The sequence below is a fragment of the Nonomuraea sp. NPDC052634 genome (assembly GCF_040678535.1).
GTDB classification, from domain to species: Bacteria; Actinomycetota; Actinomycetes; order Streptosporangiales; family Streptosporangiaceae; genus Nonomuraea; species Nonomuraea fastidiosa.
Genome location: NZ_JBFATY010000005.1, coordinates 91,736 through 114,345, shown reverse-complemented (window position 1 = coordinate 114,345; position 22,610 = coordinate 91,736). Strand labels below are relative to the sequence as shown.

26 protein-coding genes and 1 pseudogene are annotated in these 22,610 nt (G+C 70.0%); 14 read left to right on the top strand and 13 right to left on the bottom strand.

What is annotated here, in order from left to right; all coding sequences use genetic code 11:
- Positions 1–7 precede the first annotated feature (7 nt).
- The gene (locus AB0K67_RS22985; RefSeq protein WP_364063570.1) at positions 8–769 is read left to right on the top strand and encodes a hypothetical protein; all 762 of its coding nucleotides are present in this window, start codon (positions 8–10) and stop codon (positions 767–769) included.
- On the opposite strand, the gene AB0K67_RS22980 is transcribed toward AB0K67_RS22985, so the two are convergent.
- Together AB0K67_RS22980 and asnB are read right to left on the bottom strand one after the other, a co-directional pair.
- Complete coding sequence (locus tag AB0K67_RS22980; RefSeq protein ID WP_364063567.1) at positions 766–1,956, bottom strand: aminotransferase class I/II-fold pyridoxal phosphate-dependent enzyme; 1,191 nt, start codon at positions 1,954–1,956, stop codon at positions 766–768. The genes AB0K67_RS22985 and AB0K67_RS22980 overlap by 4 nt on opposite strands.
- A complete protein-coding gene (gene asnB, locus AB0K67_RS22975; RefSeq protein ID WP_364063565.1) occupies positions 1,953–3,755 on the bottom strand; it encodes an asparagine synthase (glutamine-hydrolyzing) in 1,803 nt (600 codons plus the stop codon). The genes AB0K67_RS22980 and asnB overlap by 4 nt, the downstream gene beginning before the upstream one ends.
- Positions 3,756–4,155: 400 nt before the next feature.
- Here asnB and AB0K67_RS22970 point away from each other — a divergent pair, with 400 nt between their 5' ends.
- Complete coding sequence (locus tag AB0K67_RS22970) at positions 4,156–4,965, top strand: hypothetical protein (protein WP_364063563.1); 810 nt, start codon at positions 4,156–4,158, stop codon at positions 4,963–4,965.
- An 11-nt stretch (positions 4,966–4,976) separates the two neighbouring features.
- Positions 4,977–5,525, top strand: a complete 549-nt coding sequence (locus tag AB0K67_RS22965; RefSeq protein WP_364063560.1) for a DUF6817 domain-containing protein — start codon at positions 4,977–4,979, stop codon at positions 5,523–5,525.
- Positions 5,526–5,541: 16 nt separating this feature from the next.
- Here AB0K67_RS22965 and AB0K67_RS22960 read toward each other — a convergent pair whose 3' ends face one another.
- The 5 genes and pseudogenes from AB0K67_RS22960 to AB0K67_RS22940 form a co-directional block, all read right to left on the bottom strand.
- Positions 5,542–6,336 (bottom strand): CPBP family intramembrane glutamic endopeptidase, encoded by a 795-nt coding sequence (locus tag AB0K67_RS22960; RefSeq protein WP_364063557.1) that lies wholly within the window; start codon positions 6,334–6,336, stop codon positions 5,542–5,544.
- On the bottom strand, positions 6,336–7,028 hold the full coding sequence (locus AB0K67_RS22955) for a hypothetical protein (RefSeq protein ID WP_364063554.1): 693 nt from the start codon (positions 7,026–7,028) through the stop codon (positions 6,336–6,338). Before AB0K67_RS22955 ends, AB0K67_RS22960 begins: the two co-directional genes overlap by 1 nt.
- A gap of 9 nt (positions 7,029–7,037) precedes the next feature.
- Positions 7,038–7,328 (bottom strand): PqqD family protein, encoded by a 291-nt coding sequence (locus AB0K67_RS22950; protein WP_364063551.1) that lies wholly within the window; start codon positions 7,326–7,328, stop codon positions 7,038–7,040.
- A gap of 354 nt (positions 7,329–7,682) precedes the next feature.
- Positions 7,683–8,036, bottom strand: a pseudogene (locus tag AB0K67_RS22945) (hypothetical protein); the annotation flags it as partial.
- Between the two features lie 60 nt (positions 8,037–8,096).
- Positions 8,097–8,678: a TetR/AcrR family transcriptional regulator gene (locus tag AB0K67_RS22940; RefSeq protein ID WP_364063548.1), complete on the bottom strand. Its 582-nt coding sequence runs from the start codon at positions 8,676–8,678 to the stop codon at positions 8,097–8,099.
- Positions 8,679–8,768: 90 nt separating this feature from the next.
- On the opposite strand from AB0K67_RS22940, the gene AB0K67_RS22935 reads away from it, so the two are divergent.
- Positions 8,769–9,134 (top strand): DUF4267 domain-containing protein, encoded by a 366-nt coding sequence (locus AB0K67_RS22935; RefSeq protein WP_364063546.1) that lies wholly within the window; start codon positions 8,769–8,771, stop codon positions 9,132–9,134.
- A gap of 38 nt (positions 9,135–9,172) precedes the next feature.
- On the opposite strand, the gene AB0K67_RS22930 is transcribed toward AB0K67_RS22935, so the two are convergent.
- Positions 9,173–10,153 carry an RNA polymerase sigma-70 factor gene (locus tag AB0K67_RS22930; RefSeq protein ID WP_364063543.1) on the bottom strand — a complete coding sequence of 327 codons (981 nt, stop codon included), beginning with the start codon at positions 10,151–10,153 and terminating at the stop codon, positions 9,173–9,175.
- A gap of 142 nt (positions 10,154–10,295) precedes the next feature.
- Here AB0K67_RS22930 and AB0K67_RS22925 point away from each other — a divergent pair, with 142 nt between their 5' ends.
- Positions 10,296–10,766 (top strand): carboxymuconolactone decarboxylase family protein, encoded by a 471-nt coding sequence (locus AB0K67_RS22925; protein WP_364063541.1) that lies wholly within the window; start codon positions 10,296–10,298, stop codon positions 10,764–10,766.
- A 76-nt stretch (positions 10,767–10,842) separates the two neighbouring features.
- Here AB0K67_RS22925 and AB0K67_RS22920 read toward each other — a convergent pair whose 3' ends face one another.
- Complete coding sequence (locus AB0K67_RS22920) at positions 10,843–11,637, bottom strand: CPBP family intramembrane glutamic endopeptidase (RefSeq protein WP_364063538.1); 795 nt, start codon at positions 11,635–11,637, stop codon at positions 10,843–10,845.
- A 41-nt stretch (positions 11,638–11,678) separates the two neighbouring features.
- On the opposite strand from AB0K67_RS22920, the gene AB0K67_RS22915 reads away from it, so the two are divergent.
- Both AB0K67_RS22915 and AB0K67_RS22910 read left to right on the top strand, forming a co-directional pair.
- Complete coding sequence (locus AB0K67_RS22915) at positions 11,679–12,521, top strand: TetR/AcrR family transcriptional regulator (RefSeq protein WP_364063535.1); 843 nt, start codon at positions 11,679–11,681, stop codon at positions 12,519–12,521.
- A 208-nt stretch (positions 12,522–12,729) separates the two neighbouring features.
- On the top strand, positions 12,730–12,858 hold the full coding sequence (locus AB0K67_RS22910) for a hypothetical protein (RefSeq protein ID WP_364063532.1): 129 nt from the start codon (positions 12,730–12,732) through the stop codon (positions 12,856–12,858).
- Between the two features lie 77 nt (positions 12,859–12,935).
- Here AB0K67_RS22910 and AB0K67_RS22905 read toward each other — a convergent pair whose 3' ends face one another.
- From AB0K67_RS22905 to AB0K67_RS22895, 3 genes are all read right to left on the bottom strand, one after another.
- On the bottom strand, positions 12,936–14,369 hold the full coding sequence (locus tag AB0K67_RS22905; RefSeq protein ID WP_364063529.1) for a M20/M25/M40 family metallo-hydrolase: 1,434 nt from the start codon (positions 14,367–14,369) through the stop codon (positions 12,936–12,938).
- Positions 14,370–14,672: 303 nt separating this feature from the next.
- Positions 14,673–14,942: a hypothetical protein gene (locus tag AB0K67_RS22900; protein WP_364063526.1), complete on the bottom strand. Its 270-nt coding sequence runs from the start codon at positions 14,940–14,942 to the stop codon at positions 14,673–14,675.
- A gap of 52 nt (positions 14,943–14,994) precedes the next feature.
- Entirely contained in the window at positions 14,995–16,518 is a 1,524-nt protein-coding gene (locus AB0K67_RS22895; RefSeq protein ID WP_364063523.1) for an alpha/beta hydrolase, read from the bottom strand.
- A 148-nt stretch (positions 16,519–16,666) separates the two neighbouring features.
- Between AB0K67_RS22895 and AB0K67_RS22890 the strand changes: the two genes are divergently transcribed.
- The 5 genes from AB0K67_RS22890 to AB0K67_RS22870 all read left to right on the top strand — a co-directional run bounded on the left by AB0K67_RS22890 (position 16,667) and on the right by AB0K67_RS22870 (position 20,337).
- Positions 16,667–17,842 carry a histidine kinase gene (locus tag AB0K67_RS22890; protein WP_364063520.1) on the top strand — a complete coding sequence of 392 codons (1,176 nt, stop codon included), beginning with the start codon at positions 16,667–16,669 and terminating at the stop codon, positions 17,840–17,842.
- Between the two features lie 11 nt (positions 17,843–17,853).
- Positions 17,854–18,507, top strand: a complete 654-nt coding sequence (locus AB0K67_RS22885) for a response regulator transcription factor (RefSeq protein WP_364064732.1) — start codon at positions 17,854–17,856, stop codon at positions 18,505–18,507.
- A gap of 100 nt (positions 18,508–18,607) precedes the next feature.
- Complete coding sequence (locus AB0K67_RS22880; RefSeq protein ID WP_364063517.1) at positions 18,608–18,733, top strand: hypothetical protein; 126 nt, start codon at positions 18,608–18,610, stop codon at positions 18,731–18,733.
- A 299-nt stretch (positions 18,734–19,032) separates the two neighbouring features.
- Positions 19,033–19,995 carry an acyl-CoA desaturase gene (locus AB0K67_RS22875; RefSeq protein ID WP_364063514.1) on the top strand — a complete coding sequence of 321 codons (963 nt, stop codon included), beginning with the start codon at positions 19,033–19,035 and terminating at the stop codon, positions 19,993–19,995.
- A 54-nt stretch (positions 19,996–20,049) separates the two neighbouring features.
- The gene (locus AB0K67_RS22870) at positions 20,050–20,337 is read left to right on the top strand and encodes a VOC family protein (protein WP_364063511.1); all 288 of its coding nucleotides are present in this window, start codon (positions 20,050–20,052) and stop codon (positions 20,335–20,337) included.
- Here AB0K67_RS22870 and AB0K67_RS22865 read toward each other — a convergent pair.
- Positions 20,328–20,552 carry a hypothetical protein gene (locus AB0K67_RS22865; protein ID WP_364063508.1) on the bottom strand — a complete coding sequence of 75 codons (225 nt, stop codon included), beginning with the start codon at positions 20,550–20,552 and terminating at the stop codon, positions 20,328–20,330. The two genes, AB0K67_RS22870 and AB0K67_RS22865, sit on opposite strands and share 10 nt — an antisense overlap.
- 215 nt (positions 20,553–20,767) lie before the next feature.
- Here AB0K67_RS22865 and AB0K67_RS22860 point away from each other — a divergent pair, with 215 nt between their 5' ends.
- On the top strand, positions 20,768–21,253 hold the full coding sequence (locus AB0K67_RS22860) for a hypothetical protein (RefSeq protein WP_364063505.1): 486 nt from the start codon (positions 20,768–20,770) through the stop codon (positions 21,251–21,253).
- Positions 21,250–22,479 (top strand): hypothetical protein, encoded by a 1,230-nt coding sequence (locus AB0K67_RS22855; RefSeq protein WP_364063502.1) that lies wholly within the window; start codon positions 21,250–21,252, stop codon positions 22,477–22,479. The genes AB0K67_RS22860 and AB0K67_RS22855 overlap by 4 nt, the downstream gene beginning before the upstream one ends.
- Positions 22,480–22,610: the final 131 nt, after the last annotated feature.

Sequence of the window (22,610 nt, the reverse complement as noted above, 5' to 3'; positions counted from 1 at the left end):
GACGGACATGCTTGTCGTGAAACTTGGCGGCGCGATACTCACCCGGCGGGGCGGCTCGCGCGTGCTCGAACACTCCTGGTGCGACTGGCTGCCCGAGCTGCTCGGCCGGCATGACGGCCAGCTGTGCCTGGTCCACGGGCTCGGGACGTTCGGCCGGGCGTGGATGCCGCTCTACGACGGGCCGTCCGCGACGATCGGCGGTGAGCGCGCCCTGCTGGCCAGGACCATCCAGGCCGACCTGCGCTCGCTGCACGACCAGGTGGTGGCCTGCCTGCAGCCGATGGGCAGGACCCTGCGCAGCTTCGACCCGCAGTCGCTGTTCCGCTGCCACGCGGGGGACATCACCGACGGCTGGCCGGGCCCGATCGCCGCGTCGCTCGCCGCCGGCGAGGTGCCCGTCCTGTACGGCGGCACCGTGCTCGACGACGACGGGACGTACTCGATCGTGTCCAGCGACGCGATCGTCGAGTTCGTCGCCCGCGAGATGCCGGCCAAGCAGGTCATCTGGCTCTCCGACGTCCCCGGCGTGTTCGTCGACGGGCCCGACGGCACCCGCGAGGTGGCCCCGGTGCTCGAACGCGCCCACCTCGACCGGCTCAGCCTGATCGGTGACGACGACGGCGACGTCACCGGCGGCATGCGCGGCAAGCTGCGTTCCGCCTTCCGCCTGCTGGAGCACGGCGTCACCTCGCGCATCGTCTCCGGCCGCGACGTTCCGGCCGTCCGCGCCGCTCTCGCGGGCGAGCCGGCCGGAACGTTCATCGGCTAGCCCGCCCGCTCGGCCATCTCCGTGACCGCCTTCTCCAGCTTGGCCAGGCCCTCTTCCAGCACGTCGTCGGGCACCGCGAACGTCATGCGGGCGAAGCCCTCGCCGACGCTGCCGAACGCGGTCCCGGGAACCACGGCGACGTGGTGCCGTTCGAGCAGCTCCTTGGCGAACTCCTCGGAGGTCATCCCCAGCCCGCGGACGTCGAGCATCACGTAGAAGGTGGCCTCGGGAACGACGCAGTCGAGCCCCGGCATGCGCTTGATGGCGGCCACCGCCTTGTCGCGCTTGGCCCGCAGGCGGGAGACCACCTCTTCGGTGTGGTCCTGCGGCCCGGTCAGCGCGGCGAGCGCCGCCTCCTGCACGAACACCGGGACGTTCGTCACCGAGTTCTGCTGGTAGATGTCGAGGGTCTTGATGATGTTCTCGGGGGCGATGCACCAGCCGATGCGGAAGCCGGTCATCTGCCACGACTTCGAGAAGGTGTCGATCACCACCGTGCGGTCCCTGGCGCTCTCGACCGTGGAGATCGACCGGTGGCCCTCAGGGGCGTAGACGATGCGGCTGAAGATCTCGTCGCTGATGATCGGCACCTGGTGCTTGGCGCACAGCTGCGCGATGTCGTCGATCTCGTGGTGCAGCATGCCGGTGGGCCGCTGCGGGCTGTTGATCACCAGCAGCGACGCGGTGGGCAGCAGCTTGTCGAGCTGTTCCAAGTCGAACGAGAACGACGGGGCGACCAGCGGGGCGTGCACCACCTCGGCGCCCTGATACTTGATCCAGATCTCGGTGGGCGGGTAGCCGGGGTTCGGCGTGATCACCCGCGCCCCCGGTGTCAGGAGCGTCATGAGCGACATCGTCAGCGCATGCTTGGCGCCGAAGGTCACGAGCACCTCCGACGGCCGCGTGGGCCTGCCGCGCGCGGTGTTGTCGGCCGCGATGGCCTCGCGCAGCTCGGTCAGCCCCGCGCCCGGCGCGTAACGTACCTTGCCGTCCTTGAGTGCGCGGCAGCACGCCTCGATCACGTGTGGCGCCGGCAGGAACTCCTCTCCCTCGAAGTCGCCACGTTCGAAGTGGATGATCCGGACCTTCGCCTCGGACTCGAGAGCTGCGGCGGAGCGCATCGGCGCCCACTGCACGGGCATCTCGAAACGCGCCGCCGCGGGTGCGGGCTGCAGGGTTGACGTCATCTGTCGGTTTGCCTTTCTGCGCGAGTACGGCCCAGTCGTTCGAAGACGAAGCGATACCAACCGAGAAGGAGAACCACCCCCCAGGTGATGTCGGGCGTCGTGGCCGGATCGTCGTGGAACGCGGTGGCCAGCCGGCGCAGCCCGGTCCTGCTCAGCCCCAGCTCCTCCGCGCCCGCGCCGTCGTGGAGCAGGTCGAGCGCCAGCGGGCGCAGCGGTCCCGCCAGCCACGACGCGGCGGGGGCGGAGAACTTCTGCTTGGGGCGGTCGACGATGTGCCGCGGCACCATGTGGCGGGCGAGGTCGCGGAGGGGCTGCTTCGGCTCGCCCCGCATCAGGTCGCCGGCGCTGTGCGACAGCGCCCAGGCCACGACGTCGTTGCGGAGGAACGGCACCCGGACCTCCAGGCTGTGCGCCATGGACAGCCGGTCGACGCGCAGCAGGTGGTACTCGGGAAGCTTCTTCACCGTCTCGAACTCGCGGATCGCGTCCGCCGGGGCCGTCCCGCCCGCTACGGCGTCGGTGAAGCCGGCGCGGGACTGCGCGGCGGCCGGCTCGCACCGCCCGGCCATGTCCTCGTCGAGCAGCACCTTCCTGTCGTCGGGTGAGAGCCAGCCGAGCGCGTCCCAGTAGAGCTGCTGCCACGGACGTCCGAGCGCGGCCTCCTGCTGGGCCCGGTGCATGTGGGCGTAGCCGAGCAGCAGCTCGTCCGAGCCGTCTCCGGCGAGCACGGACTTGTAATCGCGCGCGGCGAGCCCGGTGACGGCGAAGGTGCTGAGGCACACGGGGGTGTAGATGGGCTCTTCGAGGTGCCAGAGCGTGTCGAGAAAGCAGGTGAGGAGGTCGGCCGTGCCGAGCACCGTCACCTTGTGCTCGGCGCCGACGTGCCGGGCGACCTCCCGCGCGTATCCGGTCTCGTCCTGCCAGGTCGCGTTCTCGTAGCCGACGCTGTAGGCGTCGACGGCGGCCGCCGTGCCGGCGCCGAGCGCGGTGAGCGTGGTCGAGTCGAGCCCGCCGCTGAGCAGCAGCCCGAGCCTGGGGCCCGGCTGGCCGGTGGTCTCGACGGCGCCGCGCAGCGCCTCCGCCAGCGTGGTCGCGGTCGCGGGCCCTGGGGCGCCGCGTACGTCGAGGACGTGGAATGGGCGCTCGCGCCCGGAGCGTGCGCCGGGGCCGAACTCCAGCAGCGTGCCCGGCGCGACCTTGCGCACGCCGTCGAAGGCGCAGCCGGGCGGGAGCGGGAAGCGTACGGCGATGTAGTCGGCGATCGCGTCGCGGTTGACCGCGAGCGGCACCGCGGGGTCGGTCAGCAGTGCCTTGGCCTCGGAGGCGAAGACCACCCGCTCGCGGTCGGCCCAGTAGTACAGCGGCTTGATGCCACAACGGTCGCGGCCCAGCAGCAGCCGGCGCCGCCGGCCGTCCCACAGGGCGAAGGCGAACATGCCGTCGAGCCGGGCGGCGAAGTGCTCGGGGTCCTCCAGGTACGCGGCCAGGATGACCTCGCCGTCACCGCCGGTCTTGAACGTGTGCCCCCGGCGCTCCAGCCGTTCGCGCAGCTCGCGGTAGTTGTAGATCTCGCCGTTGAACACCAGGTGAACGTCGGCGCCGGAGGCCGACAGCGGCTGGTCTGAGCCCTCGGGATCGACGATCGCCAGGCGGACCGTGCCCATGCAGACGTGCTCGGCGGAGAACAGCCCGGAACCGTCGGGGCCCCGGTGCGCCATGGCATCGAGCATCCGCTTAACGCCAGGGGTTTCCGCCTCGCCGGTCGTATCCCAGACCGCGATACCGGCCAGACCGCACACGCCCGTTTACTCCCCATCTCTGTGAACGGCTGCGAAAAAATAGGCACACCAGCCGGCGCAGCGCACTTGGCTAAAAGCCTATATCGATGATCCAGGAATAGCTAGATTTGAACTGACAAAAGGCGGTGACTCACGGGAGAAGGATGAGTCGAGGTCGCGCCTTCAATGGCGATGCTCGGGTTATCGGATTCCTGTGGGCAGACATGTTAATATGCCCGCAATCGGTTGTCCATACTCGTTTTCCTGGTATTCATCCGGGGTGCGAAGGCACCTTGACTAACATTTGTTGCGACTGCGACACTCTGAACGTGCTGATGGCTGCTCGACCCTGGAGTAATGCCGTGAGTTTGCACGATCGGCGAGTGGACACCACGACCTTCTGTAAGAGGGAGGACGCACGATGAACGCGGAACGAGCGACTCCCGACCTCCTCGATCGCCTGCTGAAAGAACGCTGCGGCAGCAGCGTCGCCGAGCTGGTGGAGGACGTGCGCCTCAAGGACGACGAGACGTTCTTCTGGAGCGGCTCGTGGGTCGAGGGCTTCGGCAACTCACGCTCTGACCTCGACCTTTACCTCATCACCTCCGACAAGGAGCGCACCAGCGGCGTGCCCCAGGTGACCGGCCCCGGCATGCCGCCGATGTACATGACCCTCACTCCGGGCAGGACCAGAATCGACCTCACGGTCGTCTCCACCGACCTGCTGACCGCGGTCGCCGGCTTCCTCGGCCGTTTCAACGGCGAGACCGATTACCCGACCGGGTGGAGCGACAACTTCCGGGAGTTCGTGCACCGACTCGGAATCGGCGTGCCATTGGCGAACGCCGAGCGGTTTGAAGAAGTCAGGAACGGCATCGACTTCATGAAGTTCCGCCAGTACCTGATGCGCTTCTACCAGAATCGCGCCGACAGCCTCTTCGACGACGCCCAAGGACTTTTGGACGAAGGCGACGCCGTCTCCGCCTACCTGGTCGCCAGGCAACGCATGGAAGCCGCGATCGACATGTATCTGGCCGCTCACGGCGAGACCAATACCCGGGTCGACAAGTGGCGCTGGAAAAAGCTCGTCCGGCTGCTGAAAGGCGACACTGAGCTGTCGGACCGTTTCCTCGAATGCGAGGGCATCGCCGGGTCCGACGTCGGGGACGTCGGCGCCCTGACGCGGCGCTGCCTGCAATTCGGTGACGAACTCATTCTCAAGGCGATTTGAGGCGCCGGACCGTGGACACCATCGATCGGAACGCGACGCTGCAGTTTCTGAAGGAGCTGGGCACGGGTGACATCCGGCTCCACCACCGTTCCCTGCTCGACCACCTCGTCGGGACCGAGCAGCTGCTCCTGAGCTGGGATTGCCCGGAGGAGATCGCCGTCGCCGGCCTGTGCCACGCCGTGTACGGCACCGACGGCCTGGTCTCTCCGCTCGTCACGCTGGAGGACCGGCCGAAGCTGCGCGAGCTCATCGGCACCTCCGCTGAGTCGGCCGTCTACCTGTACGGCTGCTGCGACCGCAAGGCGGTCTACCCCCAGCTCGGTCACGGCTCCGACCTGCGCTGGCGAGACCGCTTCACCGGCCGGGAGTGGACGGTCGGCGCGGACGAACTGTCCACTTTCATCCTCCTTACCTGGGCGAACGCTCTCGAAGCGGCGGCTGCGGGCACCGACGGCGACTGGTCGGCGGTGTCCTACCTGTTCCTGCTGACGGCGGACTGGGTGGGCGAGCGGCCCAAGCAGGCGGCGACCGAGATCCTCGGGGTCGACTTCTCAGGCTGAGCCGTGCGGGGCGGCGCTACCCGGCGCCGCCCCGGTACGGGTTGGTCCGGTAATGCCAGACGATCTGTGCCACGGGGAACAGGTTGTAGGTGACGTGACCGAGCACCGCCGCCCACAGCGAGCCCGTCACGTACGCGATCGAGGCGAGCAGCGTCGACAGCACGGTGATCCGCACGACGTAGGCGACGTTGATGACGGTGCCGGCCCAGCGGTTGCCCAGGTGCTCCACGACGAACAGCACGGTCGAGACGGGCACCGCCCACCACCCGACGACCGGGACGAGGAACGCGAAGAGCACGCCGCGGTAGAACAGCTCCTGCCCGATCGCCGCGGCCAGCAACTGGTAGCTGCGCAGCGCGGCCGTGGACAGGCGCAGCGGCGCCATGAGTTCGAGCAGCTCGCGGTCGAAGCCGAGGCGCAGCCGCCGCCAGTCGCTGGCGTACACGGCCGCCGCGACGACGACCGCGAGGACGGCGCCTGCCCAGTCCCACGCGAACGCCGGGCGGACGATCGCCGTCCACGCCACGTACGGCAGGAAGAACAGCACGAAAGGCGCCGCGAACAGCACCTCCGACGCCCAGCCCGCCATGGACAGGCTGCGCCGCCGCACGGCGGGCGCGATGAGCTGCATGGCCCACACGGTCGCCACGGCAGCCAGCATGACCGCGAAGTCCGGCGCGTCCACCGCCCAGCAGGCGAGCGCGCCGAGCGTCACGGCCGCGGGCAGCGCGACCGTGCGCGGGGTGAAAATGGGGGGCGGGGCCGTCTTCGTGCGGGGCGGGGGGTAGATCTGCGCGAGGCGAGGAGGCATTACCGCCCCGCCTGCCTGCTTCGAGTCCGGCCGGTGCGATGGTGCGCGGCGAGCGCACCGACCTGGTCGGCCACGGAACGAGCGAGCTCGTCGATGCCCAGCCTTCCGTCGAACGACACCTGCGGAATCCCCTTCACCTGGTCGTGCAGATCGTTCAGCACCTGCTGCTGGAAATCCTCGAAAGCGGGATAGCTCAGGTCGTCACCGGCGACCTCGAAAACGGTCGGAACGCCGTTGCGCCGCCACGCCTCTTCCAGCGGGACATCGAGCCAGACGATGAGGTCCGGCTCAGGAAGCAGCTCCGTGATGCCGCTCAGCAGCGACGCGGCACCCGGATTGTGAATCGACTCCTTGACCGCCGTGCGATACCAATAGGAATCGCATAGGACGGTACGGCCCTCGGCCAGCGCGGGGCGGATATGATATTCCCATTCCAGCGCGATGATATGCAGAAAGAAAGACGTGCGCACCATGGGCGCCATGTGCTGCACATATTCGCGAGGATGGGTCCGGAGGGCCCAGTTGTAACAGTCGAGGTTCTCGATCGGATATAGGTCCTCCGGCTGCAGCGACGTGAAACGCCACTCCGGCACGAGCTTTTTCAGTCGTGCCGTGAGCGTCGTCTTGCCGGCGCCGTCGGGGCCGAGCAGAACGGTGAGGAAGCCCTCGCCGGTACTCTCCATCGGCGTCACGACCTGCGCTTACGCCGGGGCGACGATCTCTAGGGCTCCGAGGCTCTCCAGTTCTTCCAGGAGCTCCACGACGTCCTTGCGGATCTCGTCCTCCTCGGCGTCGTATTCCTCGCTGATTTTGGTGACGATCTCGGCGACCGACGTAGATCCGGAACAGAGTTGCCAGACCGATTCCGCGGTCTCATTGAGTTCGAGCCCGCCGGAATCAAGAATGAGCACGACCCGGCCGCCGACGCGGCGAACCCGCGTGCCGTCCTGGCGCCGGGGACGAGAGGCGGCGTCGATGACATCACCGGACAAGGTTCGAACTCCCATCTCGCGAGGCTCTCTCGTAACGACTGGATCATAGACCAGCATTCGGATCTTTTGGAGGGGGTGCGTTGATATTTGTGACTCGACCTTTGACTGCTTCCTACAACGGCTGACTCGGCTCCGTGAAAGGCTTCGTGACCTGCGACTTTCATTTTTTCGCCCCGAGAAAGTGAGAACGCGCCGGGACGGGGTATGACCACTTTTCGCGTGCGGCCGCGAGGCGCACGTCCGTCGGCGGTGTGTGGTGTTCAACCAGGAGGGCGGCCGGCCGGCCGAGCAGGGGCGGGCGCAGACCGCCGCGTTCAGCGCCCACTCAGCGAGAAGTGGCCGGCATTCACCGGATCAGCGCCCAGGCGGCGGCAGAGCTCGTTGCCCCCATGCCCTCAGCCCACAGCACGTGGAGATCGTCGAAATCCGGGCCGCTGACGCCGAAGGAGGCCATGAGGTCGTACAGGTCGGTCGGGTACGGCGTGGGCGGTCACCCGGCGAGGCCGCGGCGGTGGGCGCGCCGGCGGCAGGTGGGGCCGCAGTAGCGGCGCGGCCGGCCAGCAGCGCGGCCAGGTCGTCGTTCCGCACGTCGGCACGCACCACCCCGGCCTCCTGAGGCTCGCGCAGCAGCCGGCCGAGCGCGTCCCGGAACCGCTGCGCCGCCGCGTTGAACACCGCGCGCACCCTCGCCGACTGGCTCGCAGAATCCGGAGCTTCCGCCCTCCGCGCCCAGCTGACCGGAGCCTGAGGCGGGCGCGCCGTGGGCGGTCAACCGGCGGCTTGGGTGAACCTGGCCAAAAGGGCCGTGAGCCGCTCCTCGTGCGCCTCGCGGGGGATGCGGCCGCCGCGCATCAGCGTGACCAGCCCGTGCAGGGCGGCCCAGAGGATCTCGGCCAGCACCTCGGGCGCGGTGTCCCCGGTGTAGGGGCGTACGGCCTCGACGAACTCGCCGAACGCGGCCTTCAGCGCGGGCGGCGCCTCCTGGGTGGCGAAGGGCAGATCGACCCGGCGGCTGAACATGGCGTCGTAGAGCGCGGGCCGCCGTTCGGCGAAGGAGATGTACGCGGAGGCGAGCGCGGCCAGGGCGGCGGCGGGCGAGTGCGCGGCGGTGCGGGCGGCGCGCAGTTCCTCGGCCATGTCGGCGATGCCTTCGAGCGCGACGGCCGTGACGATCGCGTCCTTGCTCGTGAAGTGGCTGTAGAGCACGGGCTGGCTGTATTCGACCTCTTCGGCCAGCCGTCGCGTGGTGACCGCCTCCCAGCCTTCTGACTCGGCCAGCTCGCGCGCGGCGGCGATGATCAGCTTCTCCCGCTGGGCGCGTTCGCGTTCCTTGCGGCTCTGGATCGACATGGGCCAAGCCTAGCACCGCTAGAAGTATTGCCAATGCTCTGCTAGCGTCGGCAACGTCCCTAGCACTGCTAGCACTCGTGGAGTCCCGCCATGCTGACCGCTGTCGCGTACGGCCTCGCCATCGCCATCAACCTGCTGTGCCTGCTCATCGGCGCACGCTTCCTGCTCACGCCGTACGCCGCCGCCGCGGGCTACGGCGTGCCCGGCACGACCGACCGCGCGTACCTCACCATCAAGGGGGTGCGCGACGGCACGTACGGGCTGGTCGGCCTGGCCCTGCTGGCCTTCGCGGGAGCGCAGGCGGAGGCGTGGTTCCTGCTGGTCGCCGCCCTGGCACCGCTGAGTGACACCCTCATCGTGCTGCGCAACGGCGGCGCCAAGGCCACCGCGTACGGCGTCCACTTCGCCACCGCGGTCGTGCTCCTGATCGGCTCCGCGCTGCTCTTCACCGTGTGATGATCGGCTCCGCGCTGCTCTTCGCCGTCGGTGGGCGTTCAGGAAGTGGGTCTTCCCTGAGGATGATGCACGCCCGCACCTGGCACCGGTTCCCCGCCGCGAGGACGAGGCGGCCTGACCGCGATCTCGGGCAGGTCCGGCTCCCGCCGCACGCGGGACAGCTTGTCCGGGTTGCGGACGAAGTAGAGGCCGGTGATCAGGCCGGACTCCACCCGTACCGCCATGACGCCGTCGATCTCCCCGTCGATCCGGACGAGGAGCGCGGGGCTGCCGTTGACGTGCGCCGGCTGGAACGACAGCCGCGTGCCCAGCATGCGCAGGCCCGTGGCGAGCAGGCGGGCCACGCGATCGGCACCCGACAGCGGGCGCGGGAGGTTCTGCTTGAGCCCGCCGGTGTCGCTCAGGGCGACCACGTCCGGGGCGAGCAGGTCGAACAGGCTCTGCAGATCCCCCGTCTCGACCGCCCGCTGGAAGGCCGCGAGCACGGCGCGGGCCTCGGCCGGGGAGGCGGCGTCGCGGGGGCGGCGGGCGGCGACGTGCGCGCGGGCCCGGTGGGCGATCTGCCGGACCGCCGCCGGGCTCTTGCCGACGGCCTGCGCGATCTCGTCGTAGCCCAAGTCGAAGACCTCGCGCAGCACGAACACCGCACGCTCGGCCGGCTTCAGCGTCTCCAGCACCAGCAGCATCGCCATCGAGACGCTGTCGGCCAGCTCGACGTCCTCGGCCACGTCGGGCGCGGTGAGCAGCGGCTCCGGCAGCCAGGGCCCGACGTAGGACTCCTTGCGCCGGCTGAGCGCGCGGAGCCGGTCGAGCGCCTGGCGGGTGGCGATCCGCACCAGGTACGCGCGGTGCTCGCGTACCGTGCCGAGATCGACGGCCGACCAGCGCAGCCAGGTCTCCTGCAGGACGTCCTCGGCGTCGGCCACCGAGCCGAGCATCTCGTACGCGAGCGTGAAGAGCAGGTCGCGGTGGGCGACGAACACCTCGGTCGCGGTGTCGGGGCTGTTGTCCGCGTTCACGAGGCGGCTCCTGTTCCGTTCGGCGGTCTCTCCGCATAGGACGTCGCCGGGCGGCGTTCTGTGACACGAGCCAGGTTGTCACAGGATCCGGGCGGCCGCCGTCTCATGCACGACCAGTGAATCAACAGTGAAGGAGCACGCCATGGAAGCCCGCCTGGACCTCATGAGCCGCCCGATCGTCGGCAAGATCGTCAAGCACATCATGTCCGCGGGGAAGGTCCTGCAGGAGTCGGCCACCCTGCCCGTGCGGACGCAGGAGCTCGTGGCGCTGCGCATCAGCCAGATCAACGGCTGCGCGGTCTGCATCGACCTGCACACGAAGACCGCCGCCGCCAAGGGAGAGAGCGCCGACCGCCTCCACATGGTCGCCGCCTGGCGGGAGGCGACGGTCTTCACCGACGCCGAGCGCGCCGCCCTGCAACTGGCCGAGCAGGGCACCCGCGTCGCCGACGGTGCCCCCGGTGTCTCCGACGAGGCGTGGGCGTACGCCGCCGAGCACTACGACGAGGAGCAGCTCGCCGCCCTGGTCTCCCTCATCGCCTTGATGAACACCGTCAACCGCCTGAACGTCATCGTCAGGCGACCGGTTGGGGAGGTGGCGCCGGCCGCCTGACGACCGGGGCCGCGCCGGCCCGCGTGCGGCACGCTGCGGACCGACCCGGTCCACCTGGTCGTACGTTCCGGGGCGATCACGCTCTTCTGGCCGGCCGGGGCGTACGTGATGAAGCGGGTCCTGCGCTCCAGACGAGCAGCGCCACCGCGACGAGCGCGCCGATCAGCCCCGAGCAGGCGATCAGAGTGTCACCTGCGGTGTAGCCGGGCAGCAGCGACGGCATCACGTTGAGCATCGCGTGCACGACCACGGCCGCCGGCACGCTCCCGCCGGTGCCGGCGTACAGCCAGACGATGATCACCCGCGCGGCCACCGTGCCCAGGAACCACCAGGCGATCCAGGCGGGGGAGCGGCCCGCCTGGAGCAGCGGCATGACGTGCCAGGCTCCCCACACCACGCCGATGATCAGGCCCGTGCCGAGCACGCCCCGCCGGTCCAGCAGCGGGCCCGCGGCGTACCCCATCCAGCCCGCCTCCTCGCAGGCCGCCGCGACGAAGAACACCGCGAACAGCAGCGGTGCGGCCAGGAGCGGGGAGTGCTCGCCGCCGAGCGGGCCGCCCACCAGCAGCGCGAGCGCGTAGGCCGCCAGGTCGATGACGGGCGCCAGCAGGAACGCGGTGACCAGCCAGGGCGCCCGGCGCATGCCTCCTGCGGCGAACGTCGTGCGCAGCAGCCGGCGTACCGCACCCGCCCCCTCGCGCCGGTGCAGCAGGATCGCCGCGGCGATGAGGGGGCACGGGAACTGCAGCGCGCCCACCGGCAGGTTCATCGGGCTGCCGGGGAGGTCGCCGAGTAACGCCCCCGCCACCCAGAACGGGACCGAGAGTACGAACACCAGGGCGAAGAAGGGGATCACAGCGCTCGTCCTCATTTTGAGATATGAAATACAGTGTCTCAAACGAGAGGATAGCCATGCCGACCCCGACCCCGCGCACCCCCACCGGTCTCACCGGCCGCCGGCCACGACTGTCGGACGAGGAGACCGCGCGGCGCATGCTGCGGGCCGCGATCACCGCGGTCGCCCGCACCGGCCTGACGGTGAGCCTGGAGCACATCAGCTTCGAGGAGGTGATCCGCGAGGCCGGGGTCTCCCGCAGCGCCGCCTACCGCCGCTGGCCGTACAAAGACCTGTTCTTCAGCGACCTGCTGAAGGAGATCGCGGCGGCGGCGACCCCTGCCGCGATCTCGCGCGAGGGCACTGACGAGATGATCCGCCGCATCGTCCGCGACCGCCTCGACCGGTTGCGGACGCCGGAGCAGCGCCACCGCCTGATCATGGAGCTGATACGCGAAGGGGCGCGGCGCGACTTCCAGCGCATTCACGGCTCCACGGAGTGGCGCACGTACCTGGCGTTGCACGCCACGTTCCAGAGCCTGCCAGACGGCGAGCTGCGGGAGGAGGTCAGGAGCGTGCTCGCCCGGTCGGAGCACGGGTTCATCAGCGCCATCGCGGCCACGTACGAGCAGATGGCGACGCTCCTCGGCTACCGGATCAGGCCCGAGACGGGGGCCACGTACGAGACGGTCGCACTGCTGGCGAGCGCCACCCTGCGCGGGCTGGTCACCACGGCGCTCAGCACCCCGGACGTGGCCGACCGCCGCGTGACGGCGGCGCCCTTCGGCGACTCCGACCCGGCCCACTGGTCCCTGCCCGCCCTCGGCGTCGCCGCCACCCTCACCGCCTTTCTCGAACCCGACCCCGACGTCGAGTGGACCGAGGAACGCATCGCCGAGGTGACCCGCGCCCTGAGCTGACAAACGCCAGGATCAGCGCCATGCCGGACAGGCACCATGGACCCATGACCCATGACCCATGTTGTCCGCCCCGGCAGGTCGAGCCGGAGGCGGGCTGTTCGCCTTCCGGCAATCCGCCGAGAGCAGAACGCGATGGACTTCCGCGACGACGTGATGATCTGGTTGCCAGGGCCCGCAGATCAGACATCGGCAGATAAGGACAGAGTCCGTGGTCGCGGCGTCGTGGGGGCTGCGCGCGCCGATCCTCGTCGGCGTCCCGGTCCTGGCGGCGGCGGCCGCCGTCTGTTTCGTCACCATGCGCGGACACGGTGAGCCCGGCCAGGCTCAGGAGGGGTGACGGTTCCGCGCGGCGGGGTCGGCCGACGCCGGCCCCGGTCCGCCGGAGCAGTCGCCGCACGCTCGGGGTGTGAGCGGTCAGCTCTGCGCGCCGGCCCGCGCGTGCGCGTCGAGCAGGCGCGCCACCGCCTCGGTCACCTGCTTGGCGAACGGGATGTGCAGCCACTCATCCGGTACGTGGGCGTTCGAGTCGTTGCCGAGCGCACCCGTGACGACGAACTGCGCCCGCGGATACCGCCTGCCGAGCATCTCCATGAACGGGATCCCGCCGCCGATCCCCATGCTCTGGCACGGCCTGCCGAACACGTCATCGCCGACCTGCCGCAGCGCCGCCTCCAGCCAGGGGGCCGCCGTGGGCGCGTGCCAGCCGTTCAGGACCATGAACTCGCCGACCTCGATCTGCGCCCCGTACGGCACGTCGGTCGTGAGCACCCGCTCCAGCGCCGCCCGCGCCGCCTCGGCGTCGGCCGTGGGAGGCAGGCGGAAGCTCAGCCGTACGGAGGTCCAGGGCCGCAGCACCGCGCCCGCCACCGCCGGGTCAGGGAGCCCTGCGGCGCCGGTGATGGACAGGGTCGGCCGCCAGGTGTTGTTGAGCACGAGCTCCACCTCGTCATCGGAGACCCGCCGCACGCCCGGCAGCACCGGAAGCTTCGGCACGGCCACCTCGGGATGGCCCGCGACCAGCTCCGCCGCCTCCGCGCGCCGCTCGTCCGGGATGGGAACCACCATCTCGGGCACCTTGATCTCGCCGGTCTCCGGGTCCTCCAGGCGGTCGAGCAGCTGGCGCATGACCCGGAACGAGCTCGGCACGATGCCGCTGCCGAGCCCGGAGTGCACGCCCGTCTCCAGCAGGCGCACCGTCAGCGTCGCCTGCACCGCGCCGCGCAGGCTGGAGGTCAGCCACAGCCGCTCGTAGTCGCCGCCGCCCCCGTCCAGGCAGACCACCAGCGACACCTCGCCGAGCCGGTCGCCGAGATGCTCCAAGTACGCGGGCAGGTCAGGGCTGCCCGACTCCTCGCCGGTCTCCAGCAGCAGCACCGCACGGGCATGCTCGCCACCGGCCTCCTGTACGGCCTCCAGCGCGGTCGTGGCCGCGTAACCCGAGTATCCGTCGTCGGCGGCGCCCCGGCCGTAGAGCCGGTCGCCGCGGATCACCGGCTGCCACGGCCCCAGGCCCTCCGACCAGTCGCCGAGCGGCGGCTGCTTGTCGAGGTGCCCGTACAGCAGCACGGTCCCGGCGGTCGCCGCCGCGCCGGGCGTCGCGGGCACGTCCACGAACAGCAGCGGCGCCCGGCCGTCGAGCCGCACGACCTCGCACCGCGCACCCGGCAGCCCCCGCGCGGCTATCCAGCCGCGTACGTGCTCGACGGCGGCCCGCAGGTGCCCGTTCTCCTCCCAGGCGGCGTCGTAGGCGGCCGACACGGCGGGGATCTCGACCAGCCCGGAGAGACTGGGCAGCACGTCCGTCGCCCACGCGTTGCTGATCGAATCGCGAAGTTTCTGGTGGTCCATTCCGCCATACTCTCGCAGCCGTGCCGTTCTCGGGTCTCGGGAATGATGCCTGCTGTGCCTGATCTGCTGTGGGAGGACGTGAAGCCCTTCCTCGACCCCGCGCTCAACGGAACCCTGCCGGATGTGGTCGTGGAGGGGACGTCCTCGTGACCTCCTCCGCTCGATCGGCCGGCGTCTCGGCATGTCCGTCTGGATGAGCGCGGAGGGAACACCCGCCCATCCGGATCTCGGGTACGACGCAGACGCCGACCGCGTCGTCGTCTGGGCCGGTGCCCCGGCACTCACCGCCCGCCCGGAAGCCCTTCAGGACGTCGCGGAGGGCGGAGAGCGGGAGCAGAACGTCAGCACTTGACCGACGTGACCGACTTCTTCAGCTTTCGGCCCCTTCAGGGCGATGCCGAAGCTCACCGGCCCCGAGTAACACGTGACGCCGTCCCGGTTGATCCTGGAGCTGCCGGCGACCCGTACGTAGGCCAGCGAGAACGACCCGGCGGAGGAGGCGGCCACCGGCCGCGCGTCGAGGTGCGCCGTCGCAGGAGCGGCCCCGGCGAGCGCGCCGGCCGCCAGGGCCACGGCGACCGCCGTGGAGACGAGCGGGAACCGTGGCGTCCTGCGGGGGGCGGGGTCAGGAGCGGCAGTAGAGGTCGCGGGCCGGGAGCTCGCCCTTGGCCAGGAAGGCGACCGTGGCGCGGTCGGCGCAGGCCGAGCCGGTGCCGTACACGTAGTGGCCGCCCTGATCGGCGCCGACGAGGACGGCGCGGTGGCCGAGCGCCTTGCGCATGCCCTTCCCCGCCGCCCAGGGGGTGGCGTTGTCGCGGCGGTTCTGCAGGACCAGGACGTTCCGCGGGCCCCGCGAGGTGACCTTGACCGTCGGCTCGATCGGCTTCTCCGGCCAGAACGCGCACGCCCGGATGTTGCCCGGCATCCCCGCGCTCAAGGGGTACTTCGCGCGGGCGGTCTTGACGGCCTTGGCGTACGAGCCGACGTCCCGCGACCACGAGGTGTCCCCGCACAGCATGGCCAGGGCCATCGTGACCTGGTTGTCCTCCGGGACGCCCGGCGTGGCCGGGGTGCCGGCGAGCGCCTGCTGGAGCGCGGCGGCGCCCTCCTTCGACGGGGCCTTGCCCGCCGACAGATCGGACACCGCCTTCCAGATCCTGGTGAGCGGCGCGAGCGTCTCGTCGTGCAGCAGCATCTGGTACGTCACCGCGCGCAGCAGCCCCCCGCTGACGGTCACCTGCGCGCCCGGCACCGTGGCCGGCTTCCTGTCGAGGCGGTCGGCGAGCGCGATGAAGGTCTTGGTGACCTCGTCGGCGGTGCGGCCCAGGCCCAGCGTGGCGTGGTCGGCGGCGGCGATGCGGGCGGCGTCGGGGAAGCGGTCGTTCATGCCCTGGTTCCAGGTGTCGAGCATGCCCGACCAGATCTTGCGCGGGTCGACGTTGCCCTCCAGCACGATCCGGTCGGTGTGGCGGGGGTACATCGAGGCGTAGACCGCGCCGAGGTAGGTGCCGAAGGACTGCCCCCAGTACGAGATCTTCCGCACGCCGAGCGCCTGGCGGATGCGGTCAATGTCGCGGGCGGTGTTGGCGCTGGTGAAGTACCGGAGCTTGGGGGCGTTCGCGGCGCACTGCTCGGCCACCTTGCGGGCGGCGGCCACGCTCGGCTCGATCGCGCCGCCGGGCCCGGGATAGGGGAACAGGGTGGACAGGCTGTCGGCGCCGCTCAGCCCGCAGCTCATCGGGTTGCTGTGGCCGATCCCGCGAGGGTCGAACCCGATCAGGTCGTACGCGTCGAGCACCGGCTTCGGCAGCGTGTGAGCCATCTGGCCCGGCATGTCCAGGCCGGGCAGTCCGGGGCCGCCCGGGTTGAGCAGCAGGACGCCGCGCTTCTTGCCCGGCTTGGCGGTGGCGATCCTGGAGACGGCGATCGAGATCGTCTCACCGCCGGGACGCCGGTAGTCCAGCGGCACCTCGACCGTGCCGCAGGTCTGCCTCGGGTCGCGTTCCGCGCCCTGCGCGAGCGGCGGGCACTTCCCCCAGGTGATCGGCGTCGCGGCCTTGGCCGGCTGCGCGCCGACCAGCGTGCCCGCCGTCGCGATCGCGGCCAGGGCGCCGGCGATGGCGGTCCGTACGCGGATGGTGTCTCCCATGATCGTGCCTCCTGTGCTGTTCTCCGTTGTGCGGCTGACAGGAAAGTACGAGGTCAGAGGCACGTTCCGAATCACTGTGCTGCGGACAATCCGGGTAGCTCATTTGAGGGACAAACGCTGACGATCAGGGATCGATAGGCTCTGACCCATGTCGTGGGCCCGGGTCGCCGACCGCATACGAAGATCGCGCGACGCGTGGCGCTCATCCGGCGCCGCGATCTGGGACCCGGTGCTGGCCGCCGTGTTCACCGGGCTCGCGTTCGTGCCGCTGCTGGCGAACATGAGCGTCGATTTCGGCGACCTGCCCGAACGCCCCGAGGACGCGTTCGCGATCGTCCTGGCGCTCGCGCAGACGCTGCCGCTCGCCGTACGCACCCGGTGGCCCGCCGCCTGCCTGGCGATCATCGGCACGTCCTTCGCCCTGCACGAGGCGCTCGGCTACCCCATGCGGTTCAGCACCGTGACGGTGTACCTCGCGCTGTACTCGGCGGGCGCGCACCAGGAGCGGTTCCGCCGCGGTGTCGCCGTCGCGGCGTCGGCCGCGTACGTCCTGCTGGTCGTGACGATGCTGCTGCTCGGCTCGCCCGCCGGGCCGAGCCAGTTCGTGGTGTTCTACGTTCTCTTCGCCGCCTGCTGGCTGGTCGGCGCCTTCGTCCGCGGGCAGCGCCGCCAGGAGGCCGAACGCCGCAGGCACGCCGCCGAGGCCGCGACCGCCGCGGAACGCGCGCGCATCGCCCGCGAGCTGCACGACGTGGTCACCCACCACGTCACCGGCATCGTCATCCAGGCCGACGCCACCCAGTTCGTGGCCACGGAGCCGGACCGCGTGCGCGCGGCGCTGACGACCATCGGCGGCACCGGCCGCCGCGCCCTGGCCGAACTCCGCTACCTGCTCGACGTGCTTGAGGCCACCGGGGAGTCGGCAAGACCCGTCGCGGGCAGCCTGCGCGACCTGGTCGAGCAGGTACGCGGCGGCGGCCAGCCCGTCGAGCTCGTGGAGGACGGCGAGCTGCCCGCGCTCCCGGTCGCGGTGGGCCTGGCCGTGTACCGGGTGGTCCAGGAGGGCCTGACGAACGCCGTCAAATACGCAGAAGGCCGGCCGACCACCGTACGGGTCGGCTGCCGGGACGATCGTGTGGAGGTCGAGGTGACGAACGCCCCCGCCGCGCAGCCCGCCGGCGCGAGGAGCGACCTGTCCGGCGGGCGCGGCCTGTCCGGGCTGCGCGCCCGGGTGAGCGCGCTGGGCGGCGAGCTGGCCGCGGGAAAGCAGCCGGACGGCGGTTTCCGCCTCCACGCGTCGATCCCCATGGACGGTGCCGCGTGACCATCCGCGTCATGATCTGCGAGGACCAGGAGATCGTCCGCGCCGGATACCAGATGGCGTTCGACGCCCAGCCGGACATGACCGTGGTCGGCGTGGCCGCCGACGGCCCGGCCGCGATCGAGGCGATCCACGAGCTGAAGCCCGACGTGGTCGTCATGGACATCCAGATGCCGCTGATGGACGGCATCGAGGTGACGCGGCGCATCGCCGGACCCGGCGCGGAGTCGCCGCCGAAGGTGCTGGTCGTGACCACGTTCAACGTCGACAAGTACGTCTACGAGGCCCTGCGCGCCGGCGCCAGCGGCTTCCTGCTCAAGGACGCGCCCCTGACGGAGCTGGTGAACGGCGTCCGCACCGTCGCCCGCGGCGAGGCCCTGCTGTCGCCCGCCGTCACCCGCAACCTCATCGGCCGCTACGCCGACCGCCTCCGCCCCGCCTCCCCGCAGCCGGCCGATGACCCGCTCGCCGTCCTCACGCCCCGCGAACGCGAGGTGCTCCGCCTGATCGCCCGCGGCCTGTCCAACCAGGAGATCGCCGAGGAGCTGGTCATCAGCTTCGAGACCGTCCGCACGTACGTCTCCCGCATCCTCACCAAACTGAACCTGCGCGACCGCGTCCAGGCCGTCGTCCTCGCCTATCGCACCGGCTTCGCCGACGACCGCTGAACCCGCCGCCGACCTGGGCAGATGTGCCCTGACGTGCGGATGTAACCCTTCCGGGCGGTTCTCACCAAGCAGGGACGAACCGATGAAGGGAGCATGACCGGTGCGTCGTAAACAGGCCATCCAGAACCCGTCCGCACCGGGATTCGCCTCTCTCCGTGCCACCGTCACCGACGCGGACGGCGTTTCCCTCACCCAGACCATCACCCGCGCCTACGGCATCTCGTGACGCCGTCCGGGGCTCTCCGGCTCGGATCATCCCCGAGCCGGAGAGCCCCGCGGCGCTCCACGCGTGGATGATCTCCGCTGCGCGCCGGTGACCTGTCGACCAGGGAGGGTCGGCGATTCCCGCGAACGCTCGCTGCTTCGCGGGCTCAGGAGGCCGGATGCCCCTTCGGGCCGGGCGGCACGTCCGCGATGGGCGCCGCGTTCCGGTGGGCTCTCGTGGTCCCGGACATGACCTGCGCGTTCGTGGGCACATGAGTACATCAGGAGATCGGCGTCGCCGTGTAAGGGGGGAATGCGGACATGGCTGCGTCGGAGGCAGGCGCGTTCTATCAGGGACGGGCGGGGGCGGCGCCGCTCATCGGCGGCCGTAAACCGGTCGCGGCGGTGGTCGCGTTGTGGGTGTTCGTTCTGGTGCCGTTCGCGGCGCTGGTCGCCGCCGTGCCGGTGGCCTGGGGATGGGGCCTGAGCTGGACCGACGTGGTGATCGCCGGCGCGGCGTACGTCCTGACCGGGCTCGGCGTCACGGTGGGCTTCCACCGCTACCTCGCCCATGGCGCGTTCAAAGCACGGCGCTGGCTGCGGATCGCCCTGGCCGTGGCCGGGTCGCTCGCGGTGCAGGGCTCGGTCATCCAGTGGGTGGCCGACCACCGGCGCCATCACGCCTTCTCCGACCGTGACGGCGACCCGCACTCGCCCTGGCGCTACGGCCACAGCGTGCGCGGCCTGGCCAAGGGGTTGGTGTTCGCGCACGTCGGCTGGATGTTCGGACGCGACCTCACCAACCGGGAGCGTTTCGCCAAGGACCTGCTGAACGACGCCGGCATCGTCCGGGTCGAGCGGCTGTTCGGGCCGCTGGTGGCGGTCTCGATGCTGCTGCCGCCCGCCGTCGGCCTGCTGGTCACCGGCACCTGGGCGGGGGCGGTGACCGCGTTCTTCTGGGGCTCGCTGGTACGGCTCGCGCTGCTGCACCACGTCACCTGGTCGATCAACTCCGTCTGCCACGTCTTCGGCGAGCGGCCGCTGAAGACCCGCGCCGGGGACCGGGCGGCGAACTTCTGGCCGCTGGCGATCCTTTCGTTCGGTGAGAGCTGGCACAACGGCCACCACGCCGACCCCACCTGCGCCCGCCACGGCATGCTGCCCGGCCAGATCGACATCTCCGCCCGGCTGATCAGGTGGCTGGAGCGGCTGGGCTGGGTGCGCGACGTCCGCTGGCCGACCCCGTCCCGCCTGGCCGCCCGCCGCCGCGACCCCGGTCCGTGACGGCCCGGGCGTGACATGCTGTGACGCGCAGGCTCGCCATCGCCAATGGAGGCGGTGACGTTCGGCGCGAACCGCACCGCCCTGACGTTCGGACGCACCAAGATCAATCTGCACCAGGCCGGCGGCGAATTCGAGCCGAAGGTCCACCGGCCCAATCCGGGTAGCGCCGACCTCTGCCTGATCACCACGGATCCGCTGGAGCAGGTGATCGAGGAACTCGCGGCGCACGGCGTCCCGATCGAGGAGGGGCCGGTCGAACGCACCGGGGCGACCGGCCCCATCCGCAGCGTCTACATCCGCGACCCCGACCGGAACCTCGTCGAGATCAGCACCTACTCCTGATCGGCATCGCCGGCGAAGGAGCATGCGGCCAGGCCGGTGAACGTCCCCAAGGCGGGAGCCGGCTTCGCGGGGACGGGCATCGAACGCGCCGCCGCCTCCGCGGAGACGGCCGTCGCGGCCGTGCACCGCAAGAGCATGACCTGCTCGAACTCGGCACGCAGATACGTGAACTCTTCGTGGAGCGACGGCATTTCGAGCGCGACCGTGTACTTCAACAACCACTGCACCTCAGGCAGAGCGCGAAGCTGCATTTCCGGGAGGCGGCGACCGCGAGGCCCGGCGGCCCGAAATCAACGATCACGCTCACCACCTGCGGGCCGGCACGATTTGGCCAGAAGGGGCCTACAGGACTAACAGGAATTCTGCCGGCCGGCTCTCTGTGGCCTTTCGGGGGATACGATGCGATTGGGGCCATGTCAAAGGGGGATCGTTGACTGAGTCGGAGCAGACGCAGCACGTCGTCATCGTCGACCTAGACCAATTACCTGATGCCCGTGCGCTGGCAAATGCTCACGGCGTCGAAGTGGAACAGGTGCCGCGCCTCGGCATCGAGCCCGTGGCCACCGTGACCCTGGTGCTGATGGGTACGGCGGCCGCGGTCGGCACGGTGGTTCACGTTCTGGAGCAGCGCAGAGGCGGCCAGGTCATCGACCTGCGACCGGAAGCGCCGAAGGCGTTCTACCGCACACCGGATGTGGTCTACGGAACCGTCGTCATCGTCTCGAAAGACGGCACGGTGACCGTAGAGGTCAAAGAGCCGGACGGCATGTTCGGCAAGGTGGTCTCCGGCCTCTCTGAGCTACTCGCCGGTGGCGATGAGAGCGTGGCTCAGATCACCCAAGCGGTCACCACGAAATTCGGCTCCGACGTAGAGGTGGATACGGTCCGCAGCCCGCGCCGGGGCGGTGAATCGTGAGCGCGGCGCATGACGAAGCGCGGCGCTTTGTCGAACAACTCCGAATGCAGAACCGGGCCGCACTCGGACTTCCTCCCACTACCGCGCATCCTGGTCAGGATGCGGTGAATGATGAGCTGTTCAATCGGTTTCTGCGTGAGAGCCTGATTCCTGAGGATGCTCGAAATCCAGAAATTCGGCGCCTGTGGGAGCAGGCGCGGGCACGAGACAGAGAAGAAGCCGGGACTGAGATGTTCGGGCAGATGCATGAGAACATCGAGAGGATCGCCGTTCGCAGCATCACTCGTGCCGACGGAGGGCCCATCGATTTCACCTCCCTCCGCCCGTTCGTCGCCGAGCTTCAGACAGGGCAGCTCAACGCCGTGAGCATGCGGGTGCCCGGCCGTCACGGTGCCTATCTGGTGCTTTTCGAGACGGAGATGAAACTCTTCGCCTCGAAGATCAGTAAAGCGATCGCGTGGGCCATACCCTGTTACCCCCACCCGGCACAAGAACACATGATCGCGTTCGAGTGGGGCACAGGTCCCATCGCCGAGCGGATCAAGGCCGACCCCGAGATCACCGTACGCTTCGCCGACATCGTCATCAGCTATGCCGCAACAGGCAGTGTCGCCGAGGCGGCCCATCATCTGATGCCGCCGGGCTATCTGACCCTCGCCTCGAACCTCCGTGATTCTTTGGAGTATTTCGTTCTGGGGCATGAGTACGGCCACATCCTGTGCGGCCACTTGGACACGGCCGCGACGCGCAAGGGGGTCTTGCCGGCCGAGGAAGCCGAGGTGCTCGCCTACTCCTGGCACATGGAGATGCAGGCCGACTGGCTCGGCATGGCTCTGGCCATCCACGCGCTCATGAACTACGAGAATCAAGATTTCGACCTGACTTTCGCAGGTATCAGCTTGTTCTTCGACGCCATGGACATCATGGACCGGGCGGTCGCTCTGCTTGAGACCGGCGATGAGGACGCCCGTCAGCTCGGGTCCCATCCTCCCTCCGATGTACGGAGGAAGTACCTGGCTGACTCCTTGCCGCAGGTGGTCGGAAACGATCCCTCCGATGCGGAAACCGTGACAAGGGCGTTGCACATGGCCGAAAGCCAGAGCGAGATCGTCCGCCTGCTGTGGGAGCGCACCCGGCCGATTCTCCTCGACCTGCGCCGGCAGGGGCTTTCAGCGGCCCATACCTGGCGCACCGTCCCGAAAGAGGGCGGTGCTAGGTCCTGGTGAAGAGACTTCGTCGAGCAGGTGGATGGGGCCCCTCACCGGCGAGCCCGGTATGGGCCCCTTGCCGTTCCGCACATGGTCCGGATCTTGGTTGGTGCGCTCCGAGCCGTTACCCGCAGAGCGCTCCTGCCGCT

What these genes read in the sequence shown, in the direction of transcription:
- AB0K67_RS22985 (WP_364063570.1), top strand. Translation starts at nt 8, where the DNA reads ATGCTTGTCGTGAAACTTGGCGGCGCGATACTCACCCGGCGGGGCGGC.
- AB0K67_RS22980 (WP_364063567.1), bottom strand. Translation starts at nt 1,956, where the DNA reads ATGACGTCAACCCTGCAGCCCGCACCCGCGGCGGCGCGTTTCGAGATG.
- AB0K67_RS22970 (WP_364063563.1), top strand. Translation starts at nt 4,156, where the DNA reads ATGAACGCGGAACGAGCGACTCCCGACCTCCTCGATCGCCTGCTGAAA.
- AB0K67_RS22960 (WP_364063557.1), bottom strand. Translation starts at nt 6,336, where the DNA reads ATGCCTCCTCGCCTCGCGCAGATCTACCCCCCGCCCCGCACGAAGACG.
- AB0K67_RS22940 (WP_364063548.1), bottom strand. Translation starts at nt 8,678, where the DNA reads ATGTCGATCCAGAGCCGCAAGGAACGCGAACGCGCCCAGCGGGAGAAG.
- AB0K67_RS22935 (WP_364063546.1), top strand. Translation starts at nt 8,769, where the DNA reads ATGCTGACCGCTGTCGCGTACGGCCTCGCCATCGCCATCAACCTGCTG.
- AB0K67_RS22925 (WP_364063541.1), top strand. Translation starts at nt 10,296, where the DNA reads ATGGAAGCCCGCCTGGACCTCATGAGCCGCCCGATCGTCGGCAAGATC.
- AB0K67_RS22920 (WP_364063538.1), bottom strand. Translation starts at nt 11,637, where the DNA reads ATGAGGACGAGCGCTGTGATCCCCTTCTTCGCCCTGGTGTTCGTACTC.
- AB0K67_RS22915 (WP_364063535.1), top strand. Translation starts at nt 11,679, where the DNA reads ATGCCGACCCCGACCCCGCGCACCCCCACCGGTCTCACCGGCCGCCGG.
- AB0K67_RS22905 (WP_364063529.1), bottom strand. Translation starts at nt 14,369, where the DNA reads ATGGACCACCAGAAACTTCGCGATTCGATCAGCAACGCGTGGGCGACG.
- AB0K67_RS22895 (WP_364063523.1), bottom strand. Translation starts at nt 16,518, where the DNA reads ATGGGAGACACCATCCGCGTACGGACCGCCATCGCCGGCGCCCTGGCC.
- AB0K67_RS22890 (WP_364063520.1), top strand. Translation starts at nt 16,667, where the DNA reads ATGTCGTGGGCCCGGGTCGCCGACCGCATACGAAGATCGCGCGACGCG.
- AB0K67_RS22885 (WP_364064732.1), top strand. Translation starts at nt 17,854, where the DNA reads ATGATCTGCGAGGACCAGGAGATCGTCCGCGCCGGATACCAGATGGCG.
- AB0K67_RS22875 (WP_364063514.1), top strand. Translation starts at nt 19,033, where the DNA reads ATGGCTGCGTCGGAGGCAGGCGCGTTCTATCAGGGACGGGCGGGGGCG.